Source organism: Novosphingobium sp., from assembly GCF_036820275.1.
In the GTDB taxonomy this organism is placed as follows: domain Bacteria; phylum Pseudomonadota; class Alphaproteobacteria; order Sphingomonadales; family Sphingomonadaceae; genus Novosphingobium.
Genome location: NZ_DAISLT010000025.1, coordinates 69,234 through 92,346, shown reverse-complemented (window position 1 = coordinate 92,346; position 23,113 = coordinate 69,234). Strand labels below are relative to the sequence as shown.

The window sequence follows — 23,113 nt, the reverse complement described above, 5'->3', positions numbered from 1 at the left end:
CAGACGATCCACTTAGCCGTCGCCGATCCCTGTTCAGACCAACCCGGCCACCTCTATCCTGAGTTTCAATCGTCATCGGAAGACGGTCGAGCGACCCTGGGTCCAAAGTCTCGATTAAAGTCACTAAACGGTCCGAAAGGAACCAGACATGGCCTCCGGTGGAATAAAAGTCAGTGAGGTCCTCTGAAGCACCTTCAAACGTCACAAATGGCGCCGGTAGCGTTGAAAGCGATATTCGCTGCATGGTTCGAGCACCTGTCCATGGAGCCTGTTCCATTGACGGCTGATTTTGCCAATCAGGCCTGAGGATATAATCCCGGTTGCTGTGAACCTTGAAAAATCGCTCCTCGATAGCACCGGTGATGGGGGCGCGAAAAAGCCGGTCTTCGCCGGTTGGCACCTGCGCTAGCAATGTCCCAATGGAGATGGCTGCAGTCATGACTTTTCACAGGAGATAGAGAGAAACTCCAAGGCTTTGCCGCGACTAACATCGAAAATCGGCATCATAGCGTCGGCATTGCAGCCGATGGTCAAGCTGAGACGAAGCGTTGCACGAATGAATATCATTGTTGAATGCTACGGGCGTGTCGGATTGATATCAACGTCGTCGGCGTGTCCGGAACGGCAAGTCTCCGATTAAATCGCGCAATCCTGTCGTTCCGGGTTCAAGGCATCCGTGATGCAATCTCTATGATCGGCATGGGTGGGAAGCGGACGATTTATCAATTCGCGAAATGATGCGCTCTTGCGGCTTCGTGGACGCTTTCGTCTATTTCAAGAGAAACTGTCCCATTGTGCGTTTTCCAACGCTGCAGACAGTCCCACGCATCGTCCGTAGTTCCCGGTGCTTGCAGGGTATAAACTGCATACCCATATGCATCTGTGCTGCGCCGATAGTAATTCATATTCGCTTCACAATATTTTGCGGCTTCACTCCAGCTCCTCTTGGCGCACAGGCGTTGGTTGCTCTCATTGAGTTTATAAGTGAGCGCCGAAAGAAAAATAAAAGCAACCACAATAGCTAATGCGATCCCGAAATCCTGCCACGAGTTTTTTCGACACGCTCGGATAAGCAATCGGGCAGCCGCCAAGAACGCAAGCGGAAGTGCAATACGGCTTGTCGCTTGCATCAAATCGTCGCTTTGGCATGGCTCTAATCCGTAACTCAGGAAAATCGTCAAGGGCCACACTACTGCGATGACAATGAGAATCGAGGCCAGCGTTGCTCCTATTCCGATGAGTAAACCGCGCTTCCACATTCCTGGCGATTAGCACATGACTCGCAAATTTAGGAACGACCGCAACGTCGGCGGCTCCGGAAAGGCCGGTTCTGGGTTAAAATCGTGAAATGGCGCCATCTGTCTGGTTTTGTCGTAAGCTCAGGATTTTAACCCAGCAGCCGCCTGTCCGGACACACCGACATTGAGGAGCGCTGGGTCCGTCTCACAGCCTTCATTACCATACGAAGATCGTTCGTAGTTTGCAGCCGCTTGGCTGCTGTACTTCTTCAAACAAGCGAACACGTTCGATTGCGGCCATTTGCGCTGCGCTGAATGGGGATGGCGATCGTGGCCACCGTTCCAGATCGTGACCTGATAGGCCTTGTTCCACCCGTCGCGGAGTTAACATTGCCGGTTTGTCGGCGCCCGGCTGTTTGAGAATTCGCACCTTCGCAGGCGATGCCCAGTCAATTCCTTGGACGTTGAATGACCCGAATGCACTTCCCAACGGAAGCTCCCATCCGGACCGGCAGCCTCAAACACCGATTGGCCCGATCGCTGTTCCTCAATGCCTTGTGCAACGAATGGATCGGTCCCGACACGACCGTCATCTGGGCCTCCTCGGGCTCGACCGCCGTCTCGGAAGCCTATTTCGCCAGGATGCTTGGGCTGCCGTTCATCGCCGTAGTACCGGCCACCACGGCGCAACCAAAGATCGATGCGATCCGCTTCTACGGCGGGCAAATCCATACGGTGGAAGATCCCCGCCAGGTCTACGATGAAGCCCGGCGGCTCGCACGCGAAACCTCGGGGCATTATCTCGACCAGTTCACTTATGCCGAGCGGGCGACAGATTAGCGCGGAAACAACAACATAGTGCAGAGCATCTTCGACCAGATGGCGCAGGAGGAACATCCGGTTCCCGCCTGGATCGTCTGCGGTGCAGGCACGGGAGGCACTTCCGCAACGATCGGCCGCTACATCCGTTACTCGCGGCACGTTAGCAGGGCCGATGCAGCGGGTGCCTCGCTGCATCGGCGCCTCGCTCAGGTAAGCTGGTTGCGAATATCCGTGCGATCAAAATGAGCGCGCTTTTCGATGATCTGGCCGTCCTTCAGGGTCAACAGCATCAGCAGCGAGAAGCGAATGTGCTTACCGGTTGCCGGCAAACCTTGATGCACGCCGCTGTGGATGCCCTGGAAGACAAGGTAGGCGGCAACCTTGTCGCCTTCAGCGATCATCTCGATGATCGGCATGGTCCAGTCATCGAAGGCCTCGAAATTCTGCTGCTCCGATGCCACGAACCCTTCAACTCCGTAATGGGGGGTGTCCATCTGATGATAGAACTTTAGCTCGGGGTGGCAGTATTGCGCGAGTGTATCGAATTCCCGGCGGTTGATCGCGTCGTAGAATGCCTGGACGACGGCCTTGTTTGCTTCGGTGGTCATCAAATTTCCTTTCAGAATGAGTAAGTTTCGCCATCGGCCGGGACGAGCACACGGTCGCCAAGATCGTGCTCTGTGACGAAGGCGTTCAGTTCGGCTCGCGTCAGTACAGCGTGGTTGACACTCTCAAGATGGCTCGCGATCACGGTCGCGAAGGGGGCGGCATCATGGACTCGCTTCACATCTTCCTTGCCCATGATGATCGGATCAAGACCGGGGATCTGCGCGTCGCCGGCATTGAGAATGACGATCTCGGGCCGGGCGCTGGCCAGGACTTCCTCGACCGACGAGTTCCAAACGGTGTCACCTGCGAGGTAGAGGGTCTTCTCGCCTTCTGCGCTGAAGACTACGCCGCAGACCTCGCCGAGAACCGCCCCAGCGGCCGCCATTGTTGCGTCTGATCCGTGCTGGCCGGAAGTCCGCGTCAAGGTGACGTTCTCGAAGCCCGGCACGTCGGCCAGGTTGCGAACGTCCGCGAAGCCTTGCAAAGATGCCTTACGTTCATCGATCACTCGATGGGCCTGAACGCACGGGAGAAGCGGAAAATGTTCTCAGTAAGCGAGCGTTTCACCTATTTGGGCGGAGAGCGCTTCAATCTGGAACGGCTCGATGATCATATCCATAATGGCGCCGAGAAAGCCCGAGCGGATTGCAGCATTATCCGCATGGTTGGTGACATATGCGAACGCAGTCCGGACATCTCGCAAGAGATTTAGCCTGTTTCGGAAGGGCGGTGCAGGAACAGACTGCACCGCCCTTCAGATCAGAACTTGCCGGAGAACGAGGCACCGATCACGCGCGGTTCGTTGAACACGGCGGCCATGTAGTTCTCGATCACACCCTTGAGGTTCTTCTCGTTGGTGAGGTTGCGCGCGAAAGCGGCGATTTCATATCGTCCATTTGGCGCCGAGTAGCCGACCTTCAGGCCACCTTCGAAGTCGCCCTTCGAATAGAACTCCCCCGTCTTGTAGAGCACGAAGTTCGTATAACCCTGCCACGTCCAGTCGGTCGCCGCGAACAGCGAACCGCCGTTGCCCAGCGGCACGTCGTAGCGGGCGGTGAGGTTGGCGGTGTACTTCGGCGCATTGGGCAGCGGGTTGCCGTCGATCTGCGCGAACGTGCCGCGGGCGTTGGTGATCGTCGGGTCCTGAACAGTGCAGACCACCACGCCGTTGAGCGCACAGACCTGCGCGTAGACGTTCTTGTCCTTGATCTCGGTGTGCAGCAGGCTGAGGCCCGCCGTCAGCGTGAGGTTCGGGATCGGACGCGCTTCCAGCTCGGCTTCCATGCCGTAGGCCTCGGCCTTGTCGGCGTTGAACAGGACGCCGTTACCGTCGCTGTCGTTGCCGTTGAGCTGGATGTCCTTCACCCGGTAGGCGAAGCCGGAAAGATTGAAGCGGACGCGATTGCCGAACAGCTGGGTCTTGATCCCCGCTTCACTCGAGAGGATCGTTTCCGAATCCGCCGTGGTGAAGTCCGAGTTGAACACCGCCGAGCGGCCCTGGATCGTCGGTCCACGGAAGCCGCGCGCGACGCGGGCGTAGACGTTGACGTTCGGATTGACCTCATAGTTCACGCTGACGTCCCAGCTCGGCTCTTCGCCCGAAAGGCGCACATAGCGGCGTCCACGATAAGTGACCGCGCCCGCGGCCGTGTCGGCAGTCTTGAGGAGGCGGGTCTTCTTGGTGTCCTTGGTGTAGCGACCGCCGGCGATGACCGTCAGCCCCGGCACCAGTTCGTAGCTGGCCTGGCCGAACACCGCCCAGCTCGTGTTTTCGTTGCGCAGACGCACCCAGTTGTTGGGGTTGTTCGCCGGGGGCGTCAGGAAATAGGCACGCTGGTAGAATTCGGTGATATCGCGCTGGTTGAACCACATGCCGCCAACCTGCCACTTGAAGCGGGTGTCGCCATTGCTCGACAAGCGCAGTTCCTGGCTGAGCTGGTCGAGATCGCGCACATTGCCCTGCGACTGACCGAAGCCATTGGCCACGCCGTTCACCGGATAGTCCGCTCCGGCGCCGCCGTCGGTATCGCCCCGGCTGTAGCCCGAAGTCGTCTCCCAGGCGCTGATCGAGGTGAGCGTGACTGGGCCGAAGTCCATCGCGATGCGGCTGGACGCGCCGTAAGTGTCGTAGGCCTGCGGGTTGTTGTGCGCTTCGTCGAGTGCGATCTGGCTGCGCGGTTCGTCGCTGACGTCGTTCGAGCCCTTGGTGAAGGCTCCGCGATGGAAGATCGTCGAAGTGCCCGAATATTTGCGGGCGTGGAAGCTCGTCAGCATCGAGAAGCCCGTGCCGGTCGGCGCCAACAGGAGCTGGATGCGCGCGTCGCGTTCCTCGAAGCCGCCCATGGCGTCCTTCTTCGGCGAGACGGTGCCGTCGGCGCTCGGGCCGCTGTAGGTGTTGTCGATCCAGTCGTCACGGCGCTGGTAGAGGCCCGAAACGCGCACCGCCAACACGTCCTGGATGATCGGGCCGCCGACGCCTGCATCCACGTTGACCGAGTTGTAGGAACCGTAGCTGGCATTGCCACGACCGGTCCAGTGATCGGTACTCGGCTTGATCGTGTCGATCTTGATGATACCGGCCGTGGTGTTGCGGCCAAACAGCGAGCCCTGCGGCCCGCGCAGCACTTCCACCTGATCGAGGTCATAGACCGGATTGGACTTCAGCACGACATGCTCCAGAACGACGTCGTCCTGGATGATCGAGACCGGCTGCGAGGCGCCAAGGTAGAAGTCGATGTTACCGAGGCCGCGGATGTAGAAACGCGGGAAGATGCGGCCGGTCGTCGTCTCGGCATAAAGGCCGGGCACGCGGCCGGAGAGCGAGAGAATATCGTCGCCCGCCGCCTGGAAACTGCGAAGCTGATCTCCGCCGACCACGCCGACCGAGATCGGCACCTGCTGGAGGTTCTCGGTGCGCCGCTCCGCCGTAACAACGATATCGCCGAGACCTTCCGTGGAAGGCGAAGTGTCCTGTGCGAAAGCATGGGTCGAAATACAAAGCGCAGCCAGACCGCAGGTCAGATGCAGAGCTTTTTTGGCGATCACTTTCCTGGACACGTCGCATTCCCTGTTCGATCAAAAACTGGAAGCGCGGTTACTTTCTCTCAATGACAGTCTTGTTACCGAATTTTGCTGGAAATGTTGAGAAAGGTGATGAATCCGGCGGATTCAACTTTATGCACAGTGATTTCGAAAAGTCGTGCGACATTTGGGCAACGCTCGGGACACCCCCGAACAGAAAGCCTTGCGATCAATGCTATCAGCCAAACAATCAAGAAGTAGGATGGCAATGGGTGTGCCCTGCCCTGCCCAGCCATCTGCCGATCGATGGCATGTTTTCCTCGCCTCCCGCCCTTCCAGGCCTGCAAGCCAGCTTGGAGCGGATGTTGTGGCGAACGCCTTCCAAGGCCGGATCGGCAAGCGAGCAAGGAAGTTAGTCATACCAATGTCATAGCCCGCCTCTAGCGCGACCTTTCTCGGTCGTTAAGCCGCCAAATTCAAATCCCAAACTGCGACCCGTCCGCTAATCCGGTGGTTCGCGAGCAGCTTATGCCGTTCCCCTCAGACTGCCAGATGGCGCCTTTTCAGGACTTTAACCTGATAATAGCCTGTTCGGAACCGCCGACAAACCTGCCATTAACGAGCATGCCCGGGGCGGTTGGGTTTCTATCGAAGAGTTCGTTCACGAATCCGTGAGGTAGGCCGCCGGACGAGCAGTCTCGCCGTTCGAAACTGACAGGTTACGGGCATGACTTGAGGTTAGCCGCCAACTCGGAACCTTCCATCTCTACAAACCGGCTCAGGAAATGGCATCCTGTAAAAAGAATTTGACAGCGGAGTAGACATGTATAACTCTTTTTACATCGAGGGAGTGCACATGGCGGTCACGGCAAGGCAAAGAAAGATCGGAATTGCGGGGATTGCGATGACGGCGACTGCCGCGGGAGGCGGGTTGCTGATCGGCATCATCCCAGAGCATCTTCCTCCAATGGTCCAGGGCGTGGTGGCAATAGCGGTCTTGGCCGGAGTGTTCCTGACTATGTTGCCGCGATGGCGCAGTTTGGACCACATGCAGCGCGATAGCCGCCTATCCAGTTGGTATTGGGGTGGAGGTTTTTCTGGCGGCGCCGGCGTGTTGCTGGCGCTAATCTTAGCAGGAGGCCGTAGCCTGCTTTTCGCTGGCGCCGCATTGGTTTGGTTCCTCCAATTTGCGGGCTATGCGCTGGCACGCCTGCAATGGTGGCTTTCGCATCGGTCGGAAGCAGCATGAAAAACCGATTGCGGGAGGAGCGAGCCGTACGGGGCTTGAGCCAAGGCGAGTTAGCGGAACGTATGGACGTTTCTCGCCAGACCATAAACGCAGTTGAAGCCAATAAATACGACCCATCCCTACCTCTTGCTTACAAACTCGCGGCATACTTCAACATGCCGGTCGAAACTCTGTTCCAGAACCCCTTCAAGTCAGACACCGGCCCGAGGTAATCATCATGTCGAATGCTATGCTTGTCTTGATCACCTTACTGCTCGGACTGGTCATTTTAACCGCTATCCCGCCCATCGTAGCCCTTGCTAGGCAGCACCCCGAGCGCCAATTGATCTACAAGTTGAGCCCGCTCAGTCTTTTCTCGTTCGTTCTATGGCTGGTTCTCGTTGCATGGGCTTTCACCGGCAAGCGAGACGACGCGATCATCTCGCGCTATGTCGCGAGATTGCAGGAAAATAATCGCCTTCCAATAGTGATCACCCTGCTGGTTCTATTCGGCCTAGCGGGGGGCTTGCTTCCGCTGATGCGCTGATTGGTGGAATGGCTCGTCACAGCAAGCGTAACAGTTATCCTGATTGTTGCATTGCCTCCCGCGATCATGGCAGCGAAGAAATCCGTCAGGGGAAATGGCAGAATGGCGGGCGTGGCCCTCACCATTGGACTTGCATTCTCGTTTCTTCAAGATCCTCGCCGGCGTGAAGTTGCCGAGCACGTCGCCAAGCGCAAAAGCCGCGATGCAGATCGTGATGAAGAACGCCTAAGGTAAGCCGCCGTTATCTTGGCGGCCGCATGGCGACGTATCCGACGCGCAAGCCCGGTTTGAATCCTAACTGCGTATAGAACCTATGTACTTTGGGGTCAGACCGACCGCTCTGCATAAGCACATGATGGCAATCAATCGACCAGGCATGCTCGAGCGCGTTCGCCACCACGGCTTTACCAAGCCCTCGCCCCTGATAATCGGGGTGTGTCATAACGTTTTCGAGAAATCCGTGAGAGCGCCCTTGCCTCAGCAAATTAGGAGCGGTGATCAGCATGCAAGTCGCAGCGATCACCGCATCAACCTGGGCGACGAAAACGAAGACATTCTTGTTCGCCAACGTCTCTTCCCATATCTGCTTAGCTCGGGCCAAGGGTTGGGCAAAATTACTCACCTCCGAAACATCGAACAGGTGTAGCAGGCCATTCAGATCCGAATGGATGGCAAGGCGAACTTCAGACATCGATAAGCTCCGATGGCGATGTTACCTCAATTTGCCCCAAAGCCATCGGTCAGCAATCCCAACGTTGCGGCAATTTTCGGCCATTCCCGAGCTGCCAACAGAGCGGTCGCAGAATTGTTCAGAGACCTTCAAATGATGGCCGAGCCGTTCTTGTTGCCTCGAGGTAAGCAAAAGGTTCATCAGATGGAACCTCTCGCAATTGGGCGTCGGTCAGAAAATAATTACCCCAGATATATCCATATAGCCACCCCTTAGTTGTGGCTCTGATATGCGTCATTCGATCAATAATTCGTTTAGTCATGACGCCATCTCGATCATCTATGGGAGGAAAGCCCTTGGCTCCTTCATCAATCCACTCTGGCAACTTTTCCACGTGGTCGCTCCAACTAGTAGAAGCATGGCTCTCGCTTATCTGAGAAAGATAGTGCTCGAGTTCCATCAATGGACTGCGATCAAGAATCTTCTGATGAAGAAGAGCATATCGCCACCACTTTCCAATCAACAAATTGAAGTTCGCATTCTCGATTTCGGGGTGTCGAATTAACAAACTATTATAATCTGAGAAAAAGAAAACCGAACTTTGCGGCCAAGGGGATAGCCTTAACTCTCTACCTAATTCGCCAGCGGAAGTCATCGTTTCGTGAAATAAATGACTGTATAGACTAATGGCGTCATCCGGGCGTTCAGCGAGGGCAAAATGGTTTGCTGCACGGGCAAATGCGGTGTTTTCCATGGTTGCTGTTAATCACTACAATCCGGTTGTTTCAAGGTTTCGGCTCTATGACGGGATCCCCCGACATCCCGGTAGATAACCGCCGCACAGGGCGGCTCCCGGAACCGAAACAGCAGGATTTCACGATTTTAATCAGAAACCCGCCTGACCGGATGCGCCAACATTCTCGCCATTTATTTCCCGTTTGTCGGCTTCCAAAACCGGACCTTAGCTTAGGTTTCGTCCGCCGTCAGTTGGCTTTGGCTGTAAAGCTGCAATGTGGCGGCGCGCTTTTCGTCGTACGTAACATGGACGATCAGTGTGTCTGTAAGATCAACATTGGGGTGTGTCGCACAGTTTTCAGCGAACCAGAGCGCTTCTGGTAGCGTTTCTTTGCTATGCCATGTCGTCATTACAAATCTGTCGTCCGGTATCTCTCCAAAATCAAAAGCTTCTAAGACAGTCCAATCCACGGCATCATGCCAATCCTCACACGCAACACCCCAAGCGATAAAGTAGAGGCATCCGCGATCCACTAGCCACGATGCCACTTCATCCCGCCAAACTTGGGCCACAGCCCGTTCGGCAATCAAAACTACCCGGTAGGGCCGAGGCTCTACGCTGGGCAGAGAATGGTTGGGCGATAGATGCAGAACACGCAGCGCCATCGCGCAAAACTAATCTCGTCTCGATCCCATGCAAGCAGAAAGGCAGCTATCAACAGCGTGTGATTGAAAGCCGACAGTCGTCAATTCCACCCCATGCTGGTCATAGAGATGGCATCGCGGAGGCCTCGAATCCGGAAAGGCAGGATTGCGCGATTTTTATCCGAGACTTGCCGTTCCGGACACGCCGCGTTGCGGACATTCTCAGGGTCATTAAAAGCCGTTGCATGCTTCATGCTCTTACCTTCGAAGTCGGGCGCACTAATGGACAGCCTGCGCCCCTGATGCCATGTATCGATGGGTTGCGGCTCGCCGATCTCGTCACCGACTTCGAACGTGAGAATGGGCACAACGACCCTGCTGGCGGATACGGAGGCGTCCATGCCCTGTCACTTCAATCTAAGTCCGTTGCCCTCCTACTTTCTGGGAAAAGAAGGTCCTATTGAGAGCGACGAAGCAGGGGGAATCTATGCCTTGTTCTGCGAGTGCGGGGAAGCAGAGTGTTGGCCGCTCATTACTCACGTCCAGGCAGACGAAAAAATTGTCATCTGGGATCGGTTTGCGCAGCCACACCGCCCGAAGCGGAACTACACAGGCTTTGGTCCATTCAAGTTCGCTCGATCCCGATACGATGAAGGGGTGGCGACTTCCGCCCTCGCGGAAGGGATTAGCTAGGTCCGCAATCGCCCCCACCCCAATCGTTCCAATTCCCGCCGGCGAACGTCGGGTTTCGCCGACGTTGCGGATAAAATCGGCCTGTCAGACCCGCCGGTCCTCCGGTCAGGCAGGTTTCGGGTTAAAATCTTGCAAAGCCGACATCTGTCAAGTTTTGGCAGAAGTGGACACTCAGAAGGCCGGCTCGGAACGGCTTAAGTTGGTCGACACCTGCCGGGAAAGCGGACCGTCAGGACCTGGAGATCAAAATTGGATACTGAGCGTCCGATAAGGGTCGGTTTCACCGCGGCTAAACGCCGTATCGTGGAACGAAGCTGACGTTCGCGCGCAGACTGCGTAGCGGCGGGGTTCGGCGGCGACATGCCGGGAACGCCACAGCTTTATTCCGTCCAACGAAGCCGTCGTTTGTGGGGAAGGCTCTTTGCCACGCACGCCCGCGATGCGATCGGTCGTCAAACAAGACACGCTGGATCTGGATCAAACTGCCGGAAAATTTGACATCCGGCCCCTCCCGGGTTCATTTCCGGGGACCGTCAGCCATCTGCCGAATGGTTTCCTTCTTTGCGCAAGAATTTAGACGATCTAACCCGCCTGCGGCTGCTCAAGCTGATCCGCCGCCAAAGCGGTATTTCGCGAACCGAGCTTGCGGAGCGGGCCGGCCTGACGAAAAGCACGGTCACCGCCATCGTCGGCGACATGATCGAGACGGGCCTGATCTGCGAAAATGTCGTTCCGGCAATCGGTCGCGGCCGCCCTCGCATCAGCTTAGCCATTGCCGAAGATCGGGGCCACGCTGTCGCGCTCTTTCCCCTCTCGGATGGCGCGGCTTCCATCGATATCGTAAACCTTCAAGGTGAGCGGCTGTTCTCGTGCATTTCGGTGCTGGGCGACCTTACCGACCTTGTCAGCTTGCCCGCGCGGCTAACCGGTTGCATCGACGCTGCGGTTGCTATGTCAAAGCTCGACCGCACATCGATCGGCGGGGTTGGCGTCGTCATTCCGGGCCATGTAGATCGCCATGGAGGCGTTATCCACTGGCTGCCACCGGCCGCGCCCCACGCTCCGATACCCCTGGGAAGCGAACTGTCGAAGTTGCTTGGCCTGCCCGTCACTCTCGAAAACCGCGCAAGCATTCTCGCCCGGGCAGCACACTGGTTCGGTGAGGATGGCGGCCAGGACGACTTTACCCTCATTGCGCTCATGGAGCTTGGAATGGGCGCCGCTCGTTATGCCGGAGGAACGCTTCAAAGCGGTTTTCACGGGATGAACAGCGAGTTCGGCCACGTCAAAGTGGCCTTCGAAGGCGGACGAGCCTGTCACTGCGGAGGGACGGGATGCCTCGTCACATATGCCAGTGCAATCGGCATCGTGACATCCACAGGCCTCACAGGCGACCTTCCCCGCGATGCCGCCGCCTTCTCCGCTTCGTTCGAGCGGACGGTGGAGGATGCGCTACGAGGAGAGCCGGCAGCAGTCGCCGCATTCGACCTCGCCGGACGAGCGCTCGGCACTGCCATCGCCAGCCACGTGAACGAGCAGGATCCGGGCCGGGTGGTCGTCCAGACCCTGCATCCACAGCACGGTCTGCTCATGGAGCCTGCCTTGCACAAAACCGTCGCCTCGCAGGTCCTGCCGTCACTGTTAGAGCGGACAAGCATCCGACTGCAGCCGATTGACGAGGACGATATCTGGAAGGGATCGGCTAGCCTGGCGCTCGAACGGATTTACACCGGTTGAGCCAGAAGCTGGGTTTTCTCCCAATGATAGATTTAGTTCATTGACCGAATTATATCCACCGAATAGGTTGAGAATGTAGGGACGGCCTGCACGCGCTCGTTTGACGAGCGCCGATATGCAGAGCCACCCAGCATCCGAGGCGACCACGCCAGGACTGCGCCAAACGTCATCACAGGAGGGAAAATGGGGCAATTCGCGCCTTGGAGACGGCTGTCGGCCGCATTCAACTGAACATTTGATCGCCGCCGCTCCGGCTTGAGCTTCGGACGGGGTTCATCCGGCATTTGCCGCCTCGCGAAACCTTGGTGTCGCGAAGAGCGAAGCTTTGCCTGATCCAGACAGATATGAAGGACTTCCAGCGTGAACAACCGATCCGGGTTTTCAAGGCGCCGTCTCATTGCCATTTCGCTCTTCCTCGGTTCAGCGCTATGCGCGGTCGGCGCGCAGGCGCAATCTCGCGAAGAGATTCCGGGCGAGATCGTCGTAACCTCGCAGAAGCGCACCGAACGTTTGCAGGACGTGCCGCTCGCCGTCACCGCCCTGTCGGGTGACACCCTGGCTTCGCGCCAGATCAACGATACCAATGCCCTCGCCAACGCGATCCCGTCATTGACTTATACCCAGAACAACAACGTCTCCAATTCCACTTTTCGGATCCGCGGCATCGGCACCTCGCTGTTCAACCAGGGATCCGAATCCTCCGTGTCGACCGTCGTCGATGGCGTGGTCCTCGCGCGGCAGGCGCAGGGCTTCGTAGACCTCGCCGATATCGAACGCGTCGAGGTTCTGCGAGGGCCGCAAGGCACCCTGTTCGGTAAGAATGCCACAGGCGGCGTGATCAGCGTGGTCACGGCAAGGCCTACCCACGAGTGGACGGGCCGCGCCGAGGCGACCATCGCCGAGCAGGACGAGTACCGCGTGAAAGGCACCGTTTCCGGCCCGCTTGCGGACACGCTCCGGGCCCGGCTGAGCGGTTTCTACAATGATGTAGGCGGCCACATCGACAATGTGGCAACCGGCAATGACAAGAACGGCTTCAGGAGCTGGGGCCTGCGCGGCAAGCTCGACTGGGACGCCGCGGAACGGCTCAATCTTTTACTGACCGCCGACTACCGCAAGACCGATGCCGATTGCTGCCAGCCGCAGTACCTTCAGGTTACCACCCCGCTGCTGGCCTCGCTAATCGCGCCGGTCGTGGCCGGACGGCACAACCGCCAGGTCAACATCGATACGCCTTCCTTCAACGATACCCGGCAGTGGATCGTCTCGCTCGAAGGCAATCTCGAACTTGGCGATCACACCCTGACCTCCGTGACGGCCTGGCAGAAGTTCGACTTCGACAACAACGTGGATGTCGACGGCCTTCCCTACGACGGCCCCCTGCTGCTGCCCTATGGCCAGAGCAAGTACCTCCTCAACGGCGGTCCGGCCGGCGTGCGGCAGTTTACACAGGAACTGCGCCTCACCTCCCCCGAGCATCGCCCGCTCACCTACGTGCTGGGCCTCTATTACCTCGACCTCGACCTGACCCGCGGCTTCCGCCGCCGCCTTCAATCGTGTGCCGGCGGCACGACGACGGTCGGCGCCGTGTGCCCGAACGTCACCAATCTCTCGACCTGGCACGAGGCTTCCGGAGAGACCCGGCAGTGGGCCGCATTCGGTCAGGCGGAATGGAACGTCATCGACCGTCTTTCGCTCATCGGCGGATGGCGTCTCCAGCGTGAAACCGTGCGCTATGCGGGCAATCGGCCCGGAACGGCGCTGGTCAGCGGCGACACCCCGCTCATGGCCGCCTCGATCGGCGATGGATCCACTGCGGATACCGACCTGTCCGGTAAGATCGGCCTGCAGTATCGCTTCTCTCCAAATGCACAGGCCTACGTAACCTGGACGCGCGGCTACAAGGGCGCCGCCTATGATCTTGAGGTGAGCGCCGACTTCGCGAACCAACGCGCGGTTCGCCCCGAAACGGTCAAGGCGTGGGAGGCGGGCGTCAAGCTTGACCTGTTCGATCGTCTGCTGACCGTGAACACGGCGCTCTTCTACGCCGATTACACCGATCTCCAGGTCCAGGCTGCCCAGACCGATCCCATCACCAACACCACGAGCTTCGTGCCGACCAATGCAGGCAGCGCCAGGACCAAGGGCGTCGAGATCGAGTTCACCGCCCGTCCCGCGCGCGGCCTGACGCTCAGCGGCGGTGGGACCTATCTCGACGCCAGCGTCGATGTCGACGGCCTCAGCTGTCCGCTATACGATCAAGGGGCCGCAGCGGTTCGTGCCGACAGCCCCGTCAACCAGTGCTATCGCACGACAGCAGGGGCGACCCCGCTGCTCAACGTGCGCGATGGCCGCATTCCCAATTCGCCCAAGTGGCGCGGCACCGCAACCCTGCGCTATGAGAGCGACATTGCCGGAACCGATTTCGCCGCCTTCGGCCAGCTCTCCGGCAACGCGCAGTCAAGGATCCAGTTCGCCCTCGAACAGGACCGCGACCTAGTGCAAGCCGCTTATGCCACGTTCGACCTCAGCCTCGGGTTGCGACGTCAGGACGGCCGCTACGGCGTGACACTATTCGCGCGCAACCTGACGAACCAGCACTTCGTCAACGGCATGGGCCGTGCCTCGGTCCTGACCAATGCCGCCAACCCCTACAATCTGACCGGCTTCATCCCCAAGGACGCCGACCGCTACTTCGGCGCGACCTTCACGTTCAGCTACTGAGGAGTAAGGGCATGGCCAGAATTTCCCGCAGAAACCTGCTTTCCTCGGGCGCGGCGGCGGCCGCGGCCGGTCTTGCCGCAAAAGTGCAGGCGATGCCCGCCGATCGCGCGCGGCCCAATATCCTCTGGCTCGTGAGCGAGGACAACAATCCCTTCATCGGCGCCTATGGCGACAAGCTTGCCCATACTCCAACCCTGGACCGGATGGCGCAGCAGGGCGTGCTTTACCGCAACGTCTATTCCAATGCGCCGGTATGCGCCCCTTCCCGGTTCGGCATCATCACTGGCGTCCACCCCGAGAGCGCTGGCCCCGCCCACAACATGCGTGCCGTGGCCAAGCTTCCGCCGCTGCTCGCCGGTTTTCCGGAGTATCTGCGGGCCGAGGGATATTACTGCACCAATAACGCGAAGACGGACTACAACTCCGACCTCGATCCGGCGCGGATCTGGAATGCCTCCAGCAAGGACGCGCATTGGCGAAATCGGCCCGGCAATGCCCCCTTCTTCGCGGTATTCAACACCGAAACCACGCATGAATCGAGGATTTTCCAGCCGCTGGACGGCCGGGTGAAGCCGCAGGACATCCGTCTGCCCGCCTATCTCCCGGACACCCCCGGGATCCGGCAGGACTTCGCGACCTACTACAACCGAATGGAGGCGATGGACGGAGAGATCGCAGCCCGCCTCGCGGAACTCGATGCGGCGGGCCTCGCGGAAGATACGATCGTCTTCTACTACTCCGACAATGGCGGTGTCCTGCCGCGCAGCAAGCGCTACTGCTACGACGAAGGCCTGCGCTGCGCGATGATCGTGCGTTTTCCGGAAAAATGGCGTCACCTCGCTCCCGGTGCGCCAGGCCGCGAAGTGCGCGCGCCGGTGACCTTCATCGACCTCGCCCCGACGGTTCTGTCGCTTGCCGGCATAGCCAAACCCGCACACATGCAGGGATCGGCTTTCCTCGGCCCCTATGCGGCCAAGCCCAAGCGGTATGCCTTCGGCATGCGCAACCGCATGGACGAGCGCTACGACATGTCGCGCACCGTCACGGACGGCCGGTATCGCTACATCCGCAACTATTCGCCGCATCGTCCCTGGGGGCAGCACGGCCAGTTCCAATGGGTCGCCAAGGGCTACCAGGATTGGGAGGCAGCGCATCTTGCGGGCACGCTGAACCCGGTTCAGGAACTCTACTGGCAGCACAAGCCGTTCGAGCAATTCTTCGATCTCGAGAGCGATCGCGACCAAGTCTCGAACCTCATCGATGCGCCGGCGCATCGCGCCAGGATCGAGGAGATGCGCCGCGCTCTGGACGCGCACATGGTTGAAGTGAACGACAACGGCTTCATACCAGAGGGTGCAGAGCCGGAAGGATACCTGCAAAGTCGTCAGTCAGGTGCCTACCCACTCCCCCGGATCATGGAGGTGGCAGCTCTGGCCGCGAAAGGCGATCCTGCCAATCTTGAGACCCTGCAAGCGCACCTGAAGGACGAAAACGCCATTGTTCGATACTGGGCGGCGCAAGGCCTGTTGATCCTCGGTCAAGCCGCTCGCCCAGCCCAGGCAGACGTCATCCAGCGGATGGATTCCGATCCTTCCGATCATGTATGCGTTGCGCTTGCGGAAGTTGCAGCCGGGTTCACCGGCGAGCATGCGCCGGTTCAGCTCTTGGGCAGGCTTCTCGCGAAACATCCAAACCCACGCGTCCGCCTCCAGGCGATCAACGCACTCACCTACCTGGGGCCGAAGGCGAGCCTCGTCCGGCCCGCGATCGATGATGCGGCGGCGCAGGATGACGAGTATCTCAAGGCTTCAGGGCGATATCTTCAGTTTGTTCTCGACGGAACCTACACACCGGCATCGCCGGTGCTTGATATCAATGCCTTCATGAAGCGCATGCAAGCGGCACGGTAATCGGTGAGGCTGGGCAGTTGGACAGCGGTGCCGAACGGAACGGTGGCGTCGGATCCGACGCCACCGTTCCCGCATAGGACCAAGCTAACTGACCGCGCGTGATCAGACTTGCACAATAACCTTGAGATAGGTGGCGGGGATCTCAGTTCCTCCGCTGGTGGAACGGTTCTCGGCTTCGAACAGAGTTTCCAGCTCGGCCTGCAGGTCACCCTCGCGGCCGTTCTTGGCGGCGGCCTCGAAGGCGTTCATGGTCGGTCCGTAAAAGTCACGGAATATCGACAGGAACCGGCTGGGCGATCCGGCATGGCGGAAGGTGTAGGTCGCACGCTTGCAGGCGATGCGATCGTCGGCGATCCCGGCGGCCGCGAAGCGATCGCGCACCATAGATTCCTGGCCCCATGTGACCGGGCTGACAAATCCTTCCGGCGGCGGCGGCGTATAGGTGGCGCAGATCTGCAGGACGCGTGCGACCAGGGTGGAATCTCCAGGGATCCAGTTGCCCATGACGATGCGTCCGCCGGGGCGCGTGACCCGGACCATCTCCTTCGCCGTGTCCAGCGGGCGCGGTGCGAACATCGCGCCGAAAATGCTCACGACCAGATCGAAGCTGCTGTCGGCCAGGCCGTCGAGCCACGAGGCGTCACCCTCCTGAAAGCGCAGATTGGCAAGGCCTGCCGCCTGAGCGCGAGCGTTGCCCGCGGCGACGAGATTGCGCGCGATGTCCACGCCTAGCACGCTGGCGCCGCGGCGTGCGGCGGGCAGAGCCGTGGTGCCGTCGCCACAGCCGAGGTCCAGCACTTCCATGCCGGGTTTCACGTCGATGGCATCGATAAGCGCGTCGCCGCTTTCGCGCATGCATGCGGCAAGCTGAGTGAAATCACCCTTTTCCCAAAGGGCTTGGTTAGGATTGGTGGCCAGAACGGACATGATTGTGGTTCTCCCATGCAGTTACCGAGAATGGAATGGCTTCTCGCTATGGCTGCTTTTATGGGCGCAACACCGGAGGGCTTCTACCGATCACGTGGTCAAGTCGTGAAAAATAGTGGCGAGCCCTGAATTCTACGGGCAAAATAAGCCGAGACCCCGGGAGTAAACGCCATGTGTCCCGCCACAAATCCGGAAACTCTACCAAGGGTACAGTCGTCACCCAGGAAAGGCTCGCAGACCCGAGACCGGCTGCTCGATCTCGCCTATGACGCGATCATCGCGAAGGGTTTCGCCGGGACATCCATCGAAGAATTGGTGGAGGCCGCCGGTATCACCAAGAGCGGTTTCTTCTATCACTTCAAGGACAAGAACGATCTCGCCCGGCAATTGCTCAAACGCTATCTGCACGAAAACGAGGTCGTGCTCGACCAGTTGGAGGCACGTGCGCGGGAATTGAGCGATGATCCACTCCACGCATTCCTGATCTTCCTGAAGCTCTATTCCGAGATGGTCCGCGACGTGATCGCACAGCATCCGGGCTGCATCGTTTCCACCCTCACGTATCAGGACCGTCTGTTCGACGACTCGGTCGTGCGACTTAATCGCGAAGGCATGCTAGCCTGGCGCGCGCGGTTTATGCGTTGGCTGGAGGAGATTGTCGTACTCCATCGCCCGCGCGTGGACGTTGATATCCGCGACCTGGCCGACCAGATGACCGTGGTCATCGACGGCGGCATAATCATGCAACGCGCTTTAGCCGATCCGGAACTGCTGGAACGCCAGGCGATGCTTCACCGAGCGATGATACGATGCCTCTTTTGCGACAATTAATATGTGCACTCGCTTCTTCGGCATCGAGAGGGAGTATCGGCATGCGGGGCAAGCTGCTCGCGGACCGAGAACGGTAAAAGTTGGTCAACTCCTGAACGCTTGTGGGGGCCTGCCGACAGCCAGCTTAGGAGCAAACGCGAACCCAGAAACCACTATTCATACATGCGGTTGTTAATGGGCAGTTCTGGCCACTTCCTCTTTGGCTGCCTTCACGTCAATGCTATTGCGAATTATTTGCATATAAGCTAGTTCGCGCTTGATGTCCCTCAATGCCCGTGCCCTCACGCGCCTGTTGCTGAACGAGCGCTCGTCGCTGACACGCCTCGTCCAGCGCATCGTAGGGGATATGACGGCGACCGAGGATGTCACGCAAAGCCTTTGGCTGCGGGTGCAGCGTGTCGACGATCATCCGCCGATCCTCAACAAGCGGGCCTATCTGTTCCGCCTCGCCGCAAATCTGGCGCGCGATCAGGCGAGGAGCGAGCGGCGCCGTCACGGGCTGTTCGAACAGGGGCCGCTGCCCGAGGACATTGCCGACGACACCCCGCTGGCCGACCGGCAATTGCTGGACCGCGAGGCCTTGCAGCAATTGCAGGAGAGCCTTGCCGAGCTGTCCCCGCGCTGCCGCGAGATTGTCCGCCTGCGCCGGATCGAGAACCTGTCCGCCAGCGAGATTGCGGAACGTCTTGGCATTAGTCGGCAGATGGTCTCGCGCTACATCGCCCAGGCCATGGAACATTGCCTGAACCGGGTGACCGGCGATGAGTAAATTCGCAAGAGCCGGTTTCCATTTTCAGGTCTCGCGCGTCATGCAGGATGTGAGACATGAAAGGGAAGACATGGCTTCCTTCTCGAAGGAACAGTGACAGTGGATCGTCCGGCATCCCATTCGGAAAGCCCGAACCGTCAGGCCGCCCGCTGGTTCGCGGCGCGGGAAGCGGGCGAATGGTCGGCGGCCGACGAGGTGCGTCTCGGGCAATGGCTTGACGCCGAGCCAGCCCATCTCGCCGCTTTTGCACGCGCGGAAACGCTCTGGGCCTCCATGGACGAGGCGGGTCTGGATGCGCCATCCGTCGGCAGCCGCCCGGCCCGCGGCCCGATCCTTAGAAGGGTTGCGGCATCCTGGCGAAAGGCGCCCACGCGGCGCTGGACGAGCGGTGCGATCGCAGCGGGAATCGCTCTCCTCCTCGTCTTCGTCGGCGACCTGCCCATGCGGTTGCAAGCCGATGCCATGACTGGAACCGGTGAAATCCGGCACATGACATTGCCGGACGGCTCGCAGGCCGTCCTGGATACCGGAACCGCCATCAGTTTCGATACAAGCGGCCGCAAGGTCACGCTGCTGAGAGGCGAAGCGGCCTTTCAGGTCGCACCCGATCCGGCGCACCCCTTCACCGTATCGGCCGGGAGCGGATCGACCACGGCGCTGGGCACCCGCTTCATCGTCCGCAGGAGGGACGGGGACATCCAAGTCGCGGTGAGCGAGCACAGCGTCCGCGTCGTCAGCGGCGGCGCCGCCGCGATCCTGCGCGAGGGCGAGGCGCTTCGCTATGGCAAGGATGGGATAGGCAAAGCGCACCCGGTCGTCGTAGCGAATATCGATGCCTGGACGCGCGGCCGCATCCGCGTCGTCAACCGGCCGCTGGGCGAAGTGGTGGGCGAACTGGCGCGCTACCATCGCGGCTATATCGGCGTGCTCAGCGCCGGAATCGCCCGCCGCCCGGTCAGCGGCACGTTCGACCTCAGCGATCCGGCGGGCGCCATCGACGTCATCGAGCACACGCTGGGCCTGCATTCGACGCGTCTGACCAACAGACTGATCTTCATTCACGACTGACGCTGCGCTGGCTTATCCGCCGCAGCATGAGAAATTTCTCCTGCCGAGGTTTCCAAATCGCGCGCCCGGCAGTCAGAGTTACTGAGGGTAATTCGCATTAGCAAAACCCCTCCCGATTTCCTTTGGGGGTGCAATTCCGGTGATTTTGAACAAAAGTCCTTTCCGTGCCGCGCTACGTCCCGCGTTCGGCGCCCTGCTCATGACGGGCGCCGGCATGGCAGCCCTGGCCTTGACCGGCCTCAGCCCGGCAGCGGCCCAGACCGCGCGCGGCTATTCCATTCCGGCCGGAAATCTGGCCGATGCGCTGAACAGCCTGGCCGAACAAAGCGGCACACAGATCCTCTATGACGCAGCTTTCACTGAAGGCCGCCGCTCGGCGGCGCTTGAAGGCCGCTTCTCCACCGCCGAGGCGCTGTCGCGGCTGCTGGCAGGCAGCGGCCTCACTTTCCGCCAGACTGCGCCGCGCACCTACACGCTGGACCGCGCGCCCCAGGCGGCGGCTGGCACCGTGCAGCTGGGCACCTTGCGGGTCGGCGGCGGAGTTACGGGAAGCGGCGGCTCCCACGGTTCGACCGGCGGCGCCAGCTTCGGCGACGGCACCGACACGGGCGATCTCGCTTATGTCTCCCCCCAGTCGTCAAGCTACATCACGCGCGACGAGCTGGAGCGAAATCGCGGCTTCCAGCCCAGCGACATGTTTCGCGGGACTCCGGGCGTGCTCTCGGGCGATGCCCGCAATTCCGGCGCGCTCGACGTAAATATTCGCGGCATGCAAGGCGTTGGACGCGTGCCGGTGGTGATCGACGGCAGCCAGCAGGCCACCACCGTCTATCGCGGCTATTCCGGCGTCGCCTCGCGATCCTACGTCGATCCCGACATGATCGGCGGCGTCGAGGTGCTGAAAGGCCCCACGTCGGGGGTCGAAGGCGTGGGCAGCATCGGCGGCGTGGTCTCGATGCGCACGATCGGCGTGCAAGACATCCTGCTGCCGGGCAAGACCTTCGGCGTGCGCGTACGCGGCGGCTTCAACACCAATACGCGCAGCGCACCGGATCCCTATACGCCGGGCGGCCTGCGCGCCTCGATGCTCGGGAAGTACAAGACCGGCTGCAACTACGACTGCGGCCCGCTGCAAACAGTGCCCGACTTCAAGAGCGTGAACGAGCTGGGTAATCCGCGCGGTTTGGACCGCCCTTCATGGATCGAGCCTACCGCCGCCAACGGCAGCATCGCGGTCGCAAAGTCGTGGGACTGGATCGATCTGCTCGGCGCCGTCACCTATCGCAATACCGGGAACTATTTCGCGGGTGAGCACGGCAACGCCCCGCACCTGACCTACACGCAATCGACCACTACCCTGCCGCGCGGACGCGAAGTCTATTATACGACCGTCGATTACGCGTCTTCAGGCCTCAACCGCTTCCGTGCGGGCGAGGAAGTGCTGAACACATCGTCCGAGAACCTCTCCTTCCTCGGCAAGGCGACGATCCGTCCCGCCGATGGCCATGCCATCGAACTGGCTTACATGAAGTTCCAGAGCTGGTTCGGCGAGGCTATGCCCTCATCGATCATTCGCGGCGATGGCGCTCTGCAGGCGCCGATGAGCTGGGTCGACGTCGATACCTATACCGCGCGCTACAAGTGGAAGCCCGAGAGCGACCTGATCGACCTGAAGATCAACGCCTCGCGCACCGAACTCGATAACCGCATCCGCACCGCCTACGACTTTTCCAGCATCTCGCCCGACCTCAAGTACATCGATCCCTACGACGGCCGCACCCACCGCCACGGCATGGACATCAGCAACCGCGCGCTGGTGAACGGCCCCTGGGGCGATCTCACCGTCAACCTGGGGGCATCGTTCAGTCACGAGAATACTTACGCCATCCCCGGCGCGAAACTGGAAAGCGCCGCGCGCGATGGCTGGCGGCGGGAATGGAGCGCGTTCGGCGATGCCGAATACCTCCCGGTATCGTTCCTGAAGTTCAACGGCGCGCTGCGCTACACCACCTTCCAGTCGCACGACCGCAAACTGTCGCGCCGCTACTTTCCGCTCGAAAAGGTCTGGAGCGACTACTACCACCTGAACCAGAAGGCGGGCGGCTGGGCGCCGATCGCGGCGATAACGATGATCCCGCGTTCCTGGCTCCAGGTCTACGCCCGTTACGGCGAAGCGCTGCGCCTGCCTTCGCTGTTCGAGGCCGTCACCGGCTTTTCCGCCAACCCGATCGACGCGATCAAGCCCGAGCGCGCGCGCAACTGGGAGTTCGGCGTCAACGTATCGAAGGATGGCCTGTTCTGGGCAGGTGATGCAGTGCGCATGAAACTCGCCTACTTCAACAACGAGGCCAAGAACTACATCACCCGCGGCGTCGGCTCCACTTTCGCCGATCCGGACGAGGCCGTCCGCAACATCGATATGGCCCGCTTCAAGGGCTACGAGGGCACGTTCGAATACCGCGCCGGTCCGGCCCGGCTGTCGCTCTTCGCCACGCACTATACCAAGGCGGAATACTGCGACTGGGTGCGCAAGGGCACGTCCACGCGGCCCCTGCCCGCCGAATACGAATGCAACGGCGGTTTCCGGGGCAGCTACGGCCGCAACCACGTTCCGCCAGAATGGGCCGGCGGCGGCTCGGTCGAACTCGATCTCATGCAGGAGCGGCTGAATCTCTTCGCCCGCGTGACCTACACCGGCAGCCGTCCATCGGAATCCATAGCGGTTCCGGGCGCCATCGAGGTCATCGAATGGAACCCCTACACGCTGGTCGATGCCTCGGCCCGCTTCAAGCTGAACGACAATGTCCGCTTCGAACTGACCGCCGACAACCTTCTGGACAAGTACTACATGGACGCGCTGACCCTGGGCCTCATGGCCTCGCCGGGGCGCACGATCCGTGGCGGCGTTACTTTCACCTTCTGAACCATCGAAAGAGCTG

Annotated in this window: 23 protein-coding genes; 13 read left to right on the top strand and 10 right to left on the bottom strand. The window is 60.1% G+C overall.

Going from position 1 to position 23,113, the window contains the following annotated elements:
• On the bottom strand, window positions 1–439 hold a 439-nt coding region (locus V7066_RS18670; protein WP_334184483.1), incomplete at its 3' end, for a hypothetical protein.
• 283 nt (window positions 440–722) lie between these two features.
• A complete protein-coding gene (locus tag V7066_RS18665; protein ID WP_334184482.1) occupies window positions 723–1,181 on the bottom strand; it encodes a hypothetical protein in 459 nt (152 codons plus the stop codon).
• A gap of 525 nt (window positions 1,182–1,706) precedes the next feature.
• Between V7066_RS18665 and V7066_RS18660 the strand changes: the two genes are divergently transcribed.
• Entirely contained in the window at window positions 1,707–2,078 is a 372-nt protein-coding gene (locus tag V7066_RS18660) for a pyridoxal-phosphate dependent enzyme (protein WP_442947344.1), read from the top strand.
• A gap of 188 nt (window positions 2,079–2,266) precedes the next feature.
• On the opposite strand, the gene V7066_RS18655 is transcribed toward V7066_RS18660, so the two are convergent.
• Together V7066_RS18655 and V7066_RS18650 are read right to left on the bottom strand one after the other, a co-directional pair.
• Complete coding sequence (locus V7066_RS18655) at window positions 2,267–2,668, bottom strand: ester cyclase (protein WP_334184481.1); 402 nt, start codon at window positions 2,666–2,668, stop codon at window positions 2,267–2,269.
• Between the two features lie 11 nt (window positions 2,669–2,679).
• Window positions 2,680–3,177 (bottom strand): MBL fold metallo-hydrolase, encoded by a 498-nt coding sequence (locus V7066_RS18650; RefSeq protein ID WP_334184480.1) that lies wholly within the window; start codon window positions 3,175–3,177, stop codon window positions 2,680–2,682.
• A gap of 3 nt (window positions 3,178–3,180) precedes the next feature.
• On the opposite strand from V7066_RS18650, the gene V7066_RS18645 reads away from it, so the two are divergent.
• Window positions 3,181–3,381, top strand: a complete 201-nt coding sequence (locus V7066_RS18645) for a hypothetical protein (protein ID WP_334184479.1) — start codon at window positions 3,181–3,183, stop codon at window positions 3,379–3,381.
• A 47-nt stretch (window positions 3,382–3,428) separates the two neighbouring features.
• Here V7066_RS18645 and V7066_RS18640 read toward each other — a convergent pair whose 3' ends face one another.
• Complete coding sequence (locus V7066_RS18640) at window positions 3,429–5,726, bottom strand: TonB-dependent receptor (protein ID WP_334184478.1); 2,298 nt, start codon at window positions 5,724–5,726, stop codon at window positions 3,429–3,431.
• Between the two features lie 787 nt (window positions 5,727–6,513).
• On the opposite strand from V7066_RS18640, the gene V7066_RS18635 reads away from it, so the two are divergent.
• From V7066_RS18635 to V7066_RS18620, 4 genes are read left to right on the top strand one after another with little or no spacing between them, the layout of a single operon-like run.
• The gene (locus V7066_RS18635; RefSeq protein ID WP_334184477.1) at window positions 6,514–6,939 is read left to right on the top strand and encodes a hypothetical protein; all 426 of its coding nucleotides are present in this window, start codon (window positions 6,514–6,516) and stop codon (window positions 6,937–6,939) included.
• Entirely contained in the window at window positions 6,936–7,151 is a 216-nt protein-coding gene (locus V7066_RS18630) for a helix-turn-helix transcriptional regulator (RefSeq protein ID WP_334184476.1), read from the top strand. The genes V7066_RS18635 and V7066_RS18630 overlap by 4 nt, the downstream gene beginning before the upstream one ends.
• Before the next feature lie 5 nt (window positions 7,152–7,156).
• On the top strand, window positions 7,157–7,465 hold the full coding sequence (locus V7066_RS18625) for a hypothetical protein (RefSeq protein ID WP_334184475.1): 309 nt from the start codon (window positions 7,157–7,159) through the stop codon (window positions 7,463–7,465).
• A gap of 3 nt (window positions 7,466–7,468) precedes the next feature.
• Window positions 7,469–7,699: a hypothetical protein gene (locus V7066_RS18620; protein ID WP_334184474.1), complete on the top strand. Its 231-nt coding sequence runs from the start codon at window positions 7,469–7,471 to the stop codon at window positions 7,697–7,699.
• A 7-nt stretch (window positions 7,700–7,706) separates the two neighbouring features.
• On the opposite strand, the gene V7066_RS18615 is transcribed toward V7066_RS18620, so the two are convergent.
• From V7066_RS18615 to V7066_RS18600, 4 genes are all read right to left on the bottom strand, one after another.
• On the bottom strand, window positions 7,707–8,156 hold the full coding sequence (locus V7066_RS18615) for a GNAT family N-acetyltransferase (RefSeq protein ID WP_334184473.1): 450 nt from the start codon (window positions 8,154–8,156) through the stop codon (window positions 7,707–7,709).
• A gap of 118 nt (window positions 8,157–8,274) precedes the next feature.
• Window positions 8,275–8,889: a hypothetical protein gene (locus V7066_RS18610; RefSeq protein ID WP_334184472.1), complete on the bottom strand. Its 615-nt coding sequence runs from the start codon at window positions 8,887–8,889 to the stop codon at window positions 8,275–8,277.
• A gap of 212 nt (window positions 8,890–9,101) precedes the next feature.
• Window positions 9,102–9,536, bottom strand: a complete 435-nt coding sequence (locus V7066_RS18605) for a DUF7684 family protein (protein WP_334184471.1) — start codon at window positions 9,534–9,536, stop codon at window positions 9,102–9,104.
• 80 nt (window positions 9,537–9,616) lie between these two features.
• A complete protein-coding gene (locus tag V7066_RS18600) occupies window positions 9,617–9,916 on the bottom strand; it encodes a hypothetical protein (RefSeq protein WP_334184470.1) in 300 nt (99 codons plus the stop codon).
• 853 nt (window positions 9,917–10,769) lie between these two features.
• Between V7066_RS18600 and V7066_RS18595 the strand changes: the two genes are divergently transcribed.
• From V7066_RS18595 to V7066_RS18585, 3 genes are all read left to right on the top strand, one after another.
• Window positions 10,770–11,945, top strand: a complete 1,176-nt coding sequence (locus tag V7066_RS18595; RefSeq protein ID WP_334184469.1) for an ROK family transcriptional regulator — start codon at window positions 10,770–10,772, stop codon at window positions 11,943–11,945.
• A 360-nt stretch (window positions 11,946–12,305) separates the two neighbouring features.
• Window positions 12,306–14,669, top strand: a complete 2,364-nt coding sequence (locus V7066_RS18590) for a TonB-dependent receptor (protein WP_334184468.1) — start codon at window positions 12,306–12,308, stop codon at window positions 14,667–14,669.
• A gap of 11 nt (window positions 14,670–14,680) precedes the next feature.
• Window positions 14,681–16,579, top strand: coding sequence for a sulfatase-like hydrolase/transferase (locus V7066_RS18585; protein WP_334184467.1), 1,899 nt, complete (start codon window positions 14,681–14,683; stop codon window positions 16,577–16,579).
• A 102-nt stretch (window positions 16,580–16,681) separates the two neighbouring features.
• Here V7066_RS18585 and V7066_RS18580 read toward each other — a convergent pair whose 3' ends face one another.
• Window positions 16,682–17,506, bottom strand: coding sequence for a class I SAM-dependent methyltransferase (locus V7066_RS18580; RefSeq protein WP_334184466.1), 825 nt, complete (start codon window positions 17,504–17,506; stop codon window positions 16,682–16,684).
• A gap of 171 nt (window positions 17,507–17,677) precedes the next feature.
• Here V7066_RS18580 and V7066_RS18575 point away from each other — a divergent pair, with 171 nt between their 5' ends.
• The 4 genes from V7066_RS18575 to V7066_RS18560 all read left to right on the top strand — a co-directional run bounded on the left by V7066_RS18575 (window position 17,678) and on the right by V7066_RS18560 (window position 23,097).
• The gene (locus tag V7066_RS18575; RefSeq protein ID WP_334184465.1) at window positions 17,678–18,337 is read left to right on the top strand and encodes a TetR/AcrR family transcriptional regulator; all 660 of its coding nucleotides are present in this window, start codon (window positions 17,678–17,680) and stop codon (window positions 18,335–18,337) included.
• Between the two features lie 259 nt (window positions 18,338–18,596).
• A complete protein-coding gene (locus V7066_RS18570) occupies window positions 18,597–19,106 on the top strand; it encodes an RNA polymerase sigma factor (protein ID WP_334184464.1) in 510 nt (169 codons plus the stop codon).
• Between the two features lie 99 nt (window positions 19,107–19,205).
• Window positions 19,206–20,174, top strand: a complete 969-nt coding sequence (locus tag V7066_RS18565) for a FecR family protein (RefSeq protein ID WP_334184463.1) — start codon at window positions 19,206–19,208, stop codon at window positions 20,172–20,174.
• 214 nt (window positions 20,175–20,388) lie between these two features.
• Window positions 20,389–23,097 carry a TonB-dependent receptor gene (locus V7066_RS18560; RefSeq protein ID WP_334184462.1) on the top strand — a complete coding sequence of 903 codons (2,709 nt, stop codon included), beginning with the start codon at window positions 20,389–20,391 and terminating at the stop codon, window positions 23,095–23,097.
• Window positions 23,098–23,113: the final 16 nt, after the last annotated feature.

Bases quoted from the DNA above. Each gene is read 5' to 3' on its own strand.
- V7066_RS18625 (WP_334184475.1), top strand. From the start codon at position 7,157: ATGTCGAATGCTATGCTTGTCTTGATCACCTTACTGCTCGGACTGGTC.
- V7066_RS18585 (WP_334184467.1), top strand. From the start codon at position 14,681: ATGGCCAGAATTTCCCGCAGAAACCTGCTTTCCTCGGGCGCGGCGGCG.
- V7066_RS18615 (WP_334184473.1), bottom strand. From the start codon at position 8,156: ATGTCTGAAGTTCGCCTTGCCATCCATTCGGATCTGAATGGCCTGCTA.
- V7066_RS18645 (WP_334184479.1), top strand. From the start codon at position 3,181: ATGGGCCTGAACGCACGGGAGAAGCGGAAAATGTTCTCAGTAAGCGAG.
- V7066_RS18570 (WP_334184464.1), top strand. From the start codon at position 18,597: ATGTCCCTCAATGCCCGTGCCCTCACGCGCCTGTTGCTGAACGAGCGC.
- V7066_RS18610 (WP_334184472.1), bottom strand. From the start codon at position 8,889: ATGGAAAACACCGCATTTGCCCGTGCAGCAAACCATTTTGCCCTCGCT.
- V7066_RS18600 (WP_334184470.1), bottom strand. From the start codon at position 9,916: ATGGACGCCTCCGTATCCGCCAGCAGGGTCGTTGTGCCCATTCTCACG.
- V7066_RS18575 (WP_334184465.1), top strand. From the start codon at position 17,678: ATGTGTCCCGCCACAAATCCGGAAACTCTACCAAGGGTACAGTCGTCA.
- V7066_RS18655 (WP_334184481.1), bottom strand. From the start codon at position 2,668: ATGACCACCGAAGCAAACAAGGCCGTCGTCCAGGCATTCTACGACGCG.
- V7066_RS18605 (WP_334184471.1), bottom strand. From the start codon at position 9,536: ATGGCGCTGCGTGTTCTGCATCTATCGCCCAACCATTCTCTGCCCAGC.
- V7066_RS18560 (WP_334184462.1), top strand. From the start codon at position 20,389: ATGGCAGCCCTGGCCTTGACCGGCCTCAGCCCGGCAGCGGCCCAGACC.
- V7066_RS18660 (WP_442947344.1), top strand. From the start codon at position 1,707: ATGACCCGAATGCACTTCCCAACGGAAGCTCCCATCCGGACCGGCAGC.
- V7066_RS18580 (WP_334184466.1), bottom strand. From the start codon at position 17,506: ATGTCCGTTCTGGCCACCAATCCTAACCAAGCCCTTTGGGAAAAGGGT.
- V7066_RS18630 (WP_334184476.1), top strand. From the start codon at position 6,936: ATGAAAAACCGATTGCGGGAGGAGCGAGCCGTACGGGGCTTGAGCCAA.
- V7066_RS18635 (WP_334184477.1), top strand. From the start codon at position 6,514: ATGTATAACTCTTTTTACATCGAGGGAGTGCACATGGCGGTCACGGCA.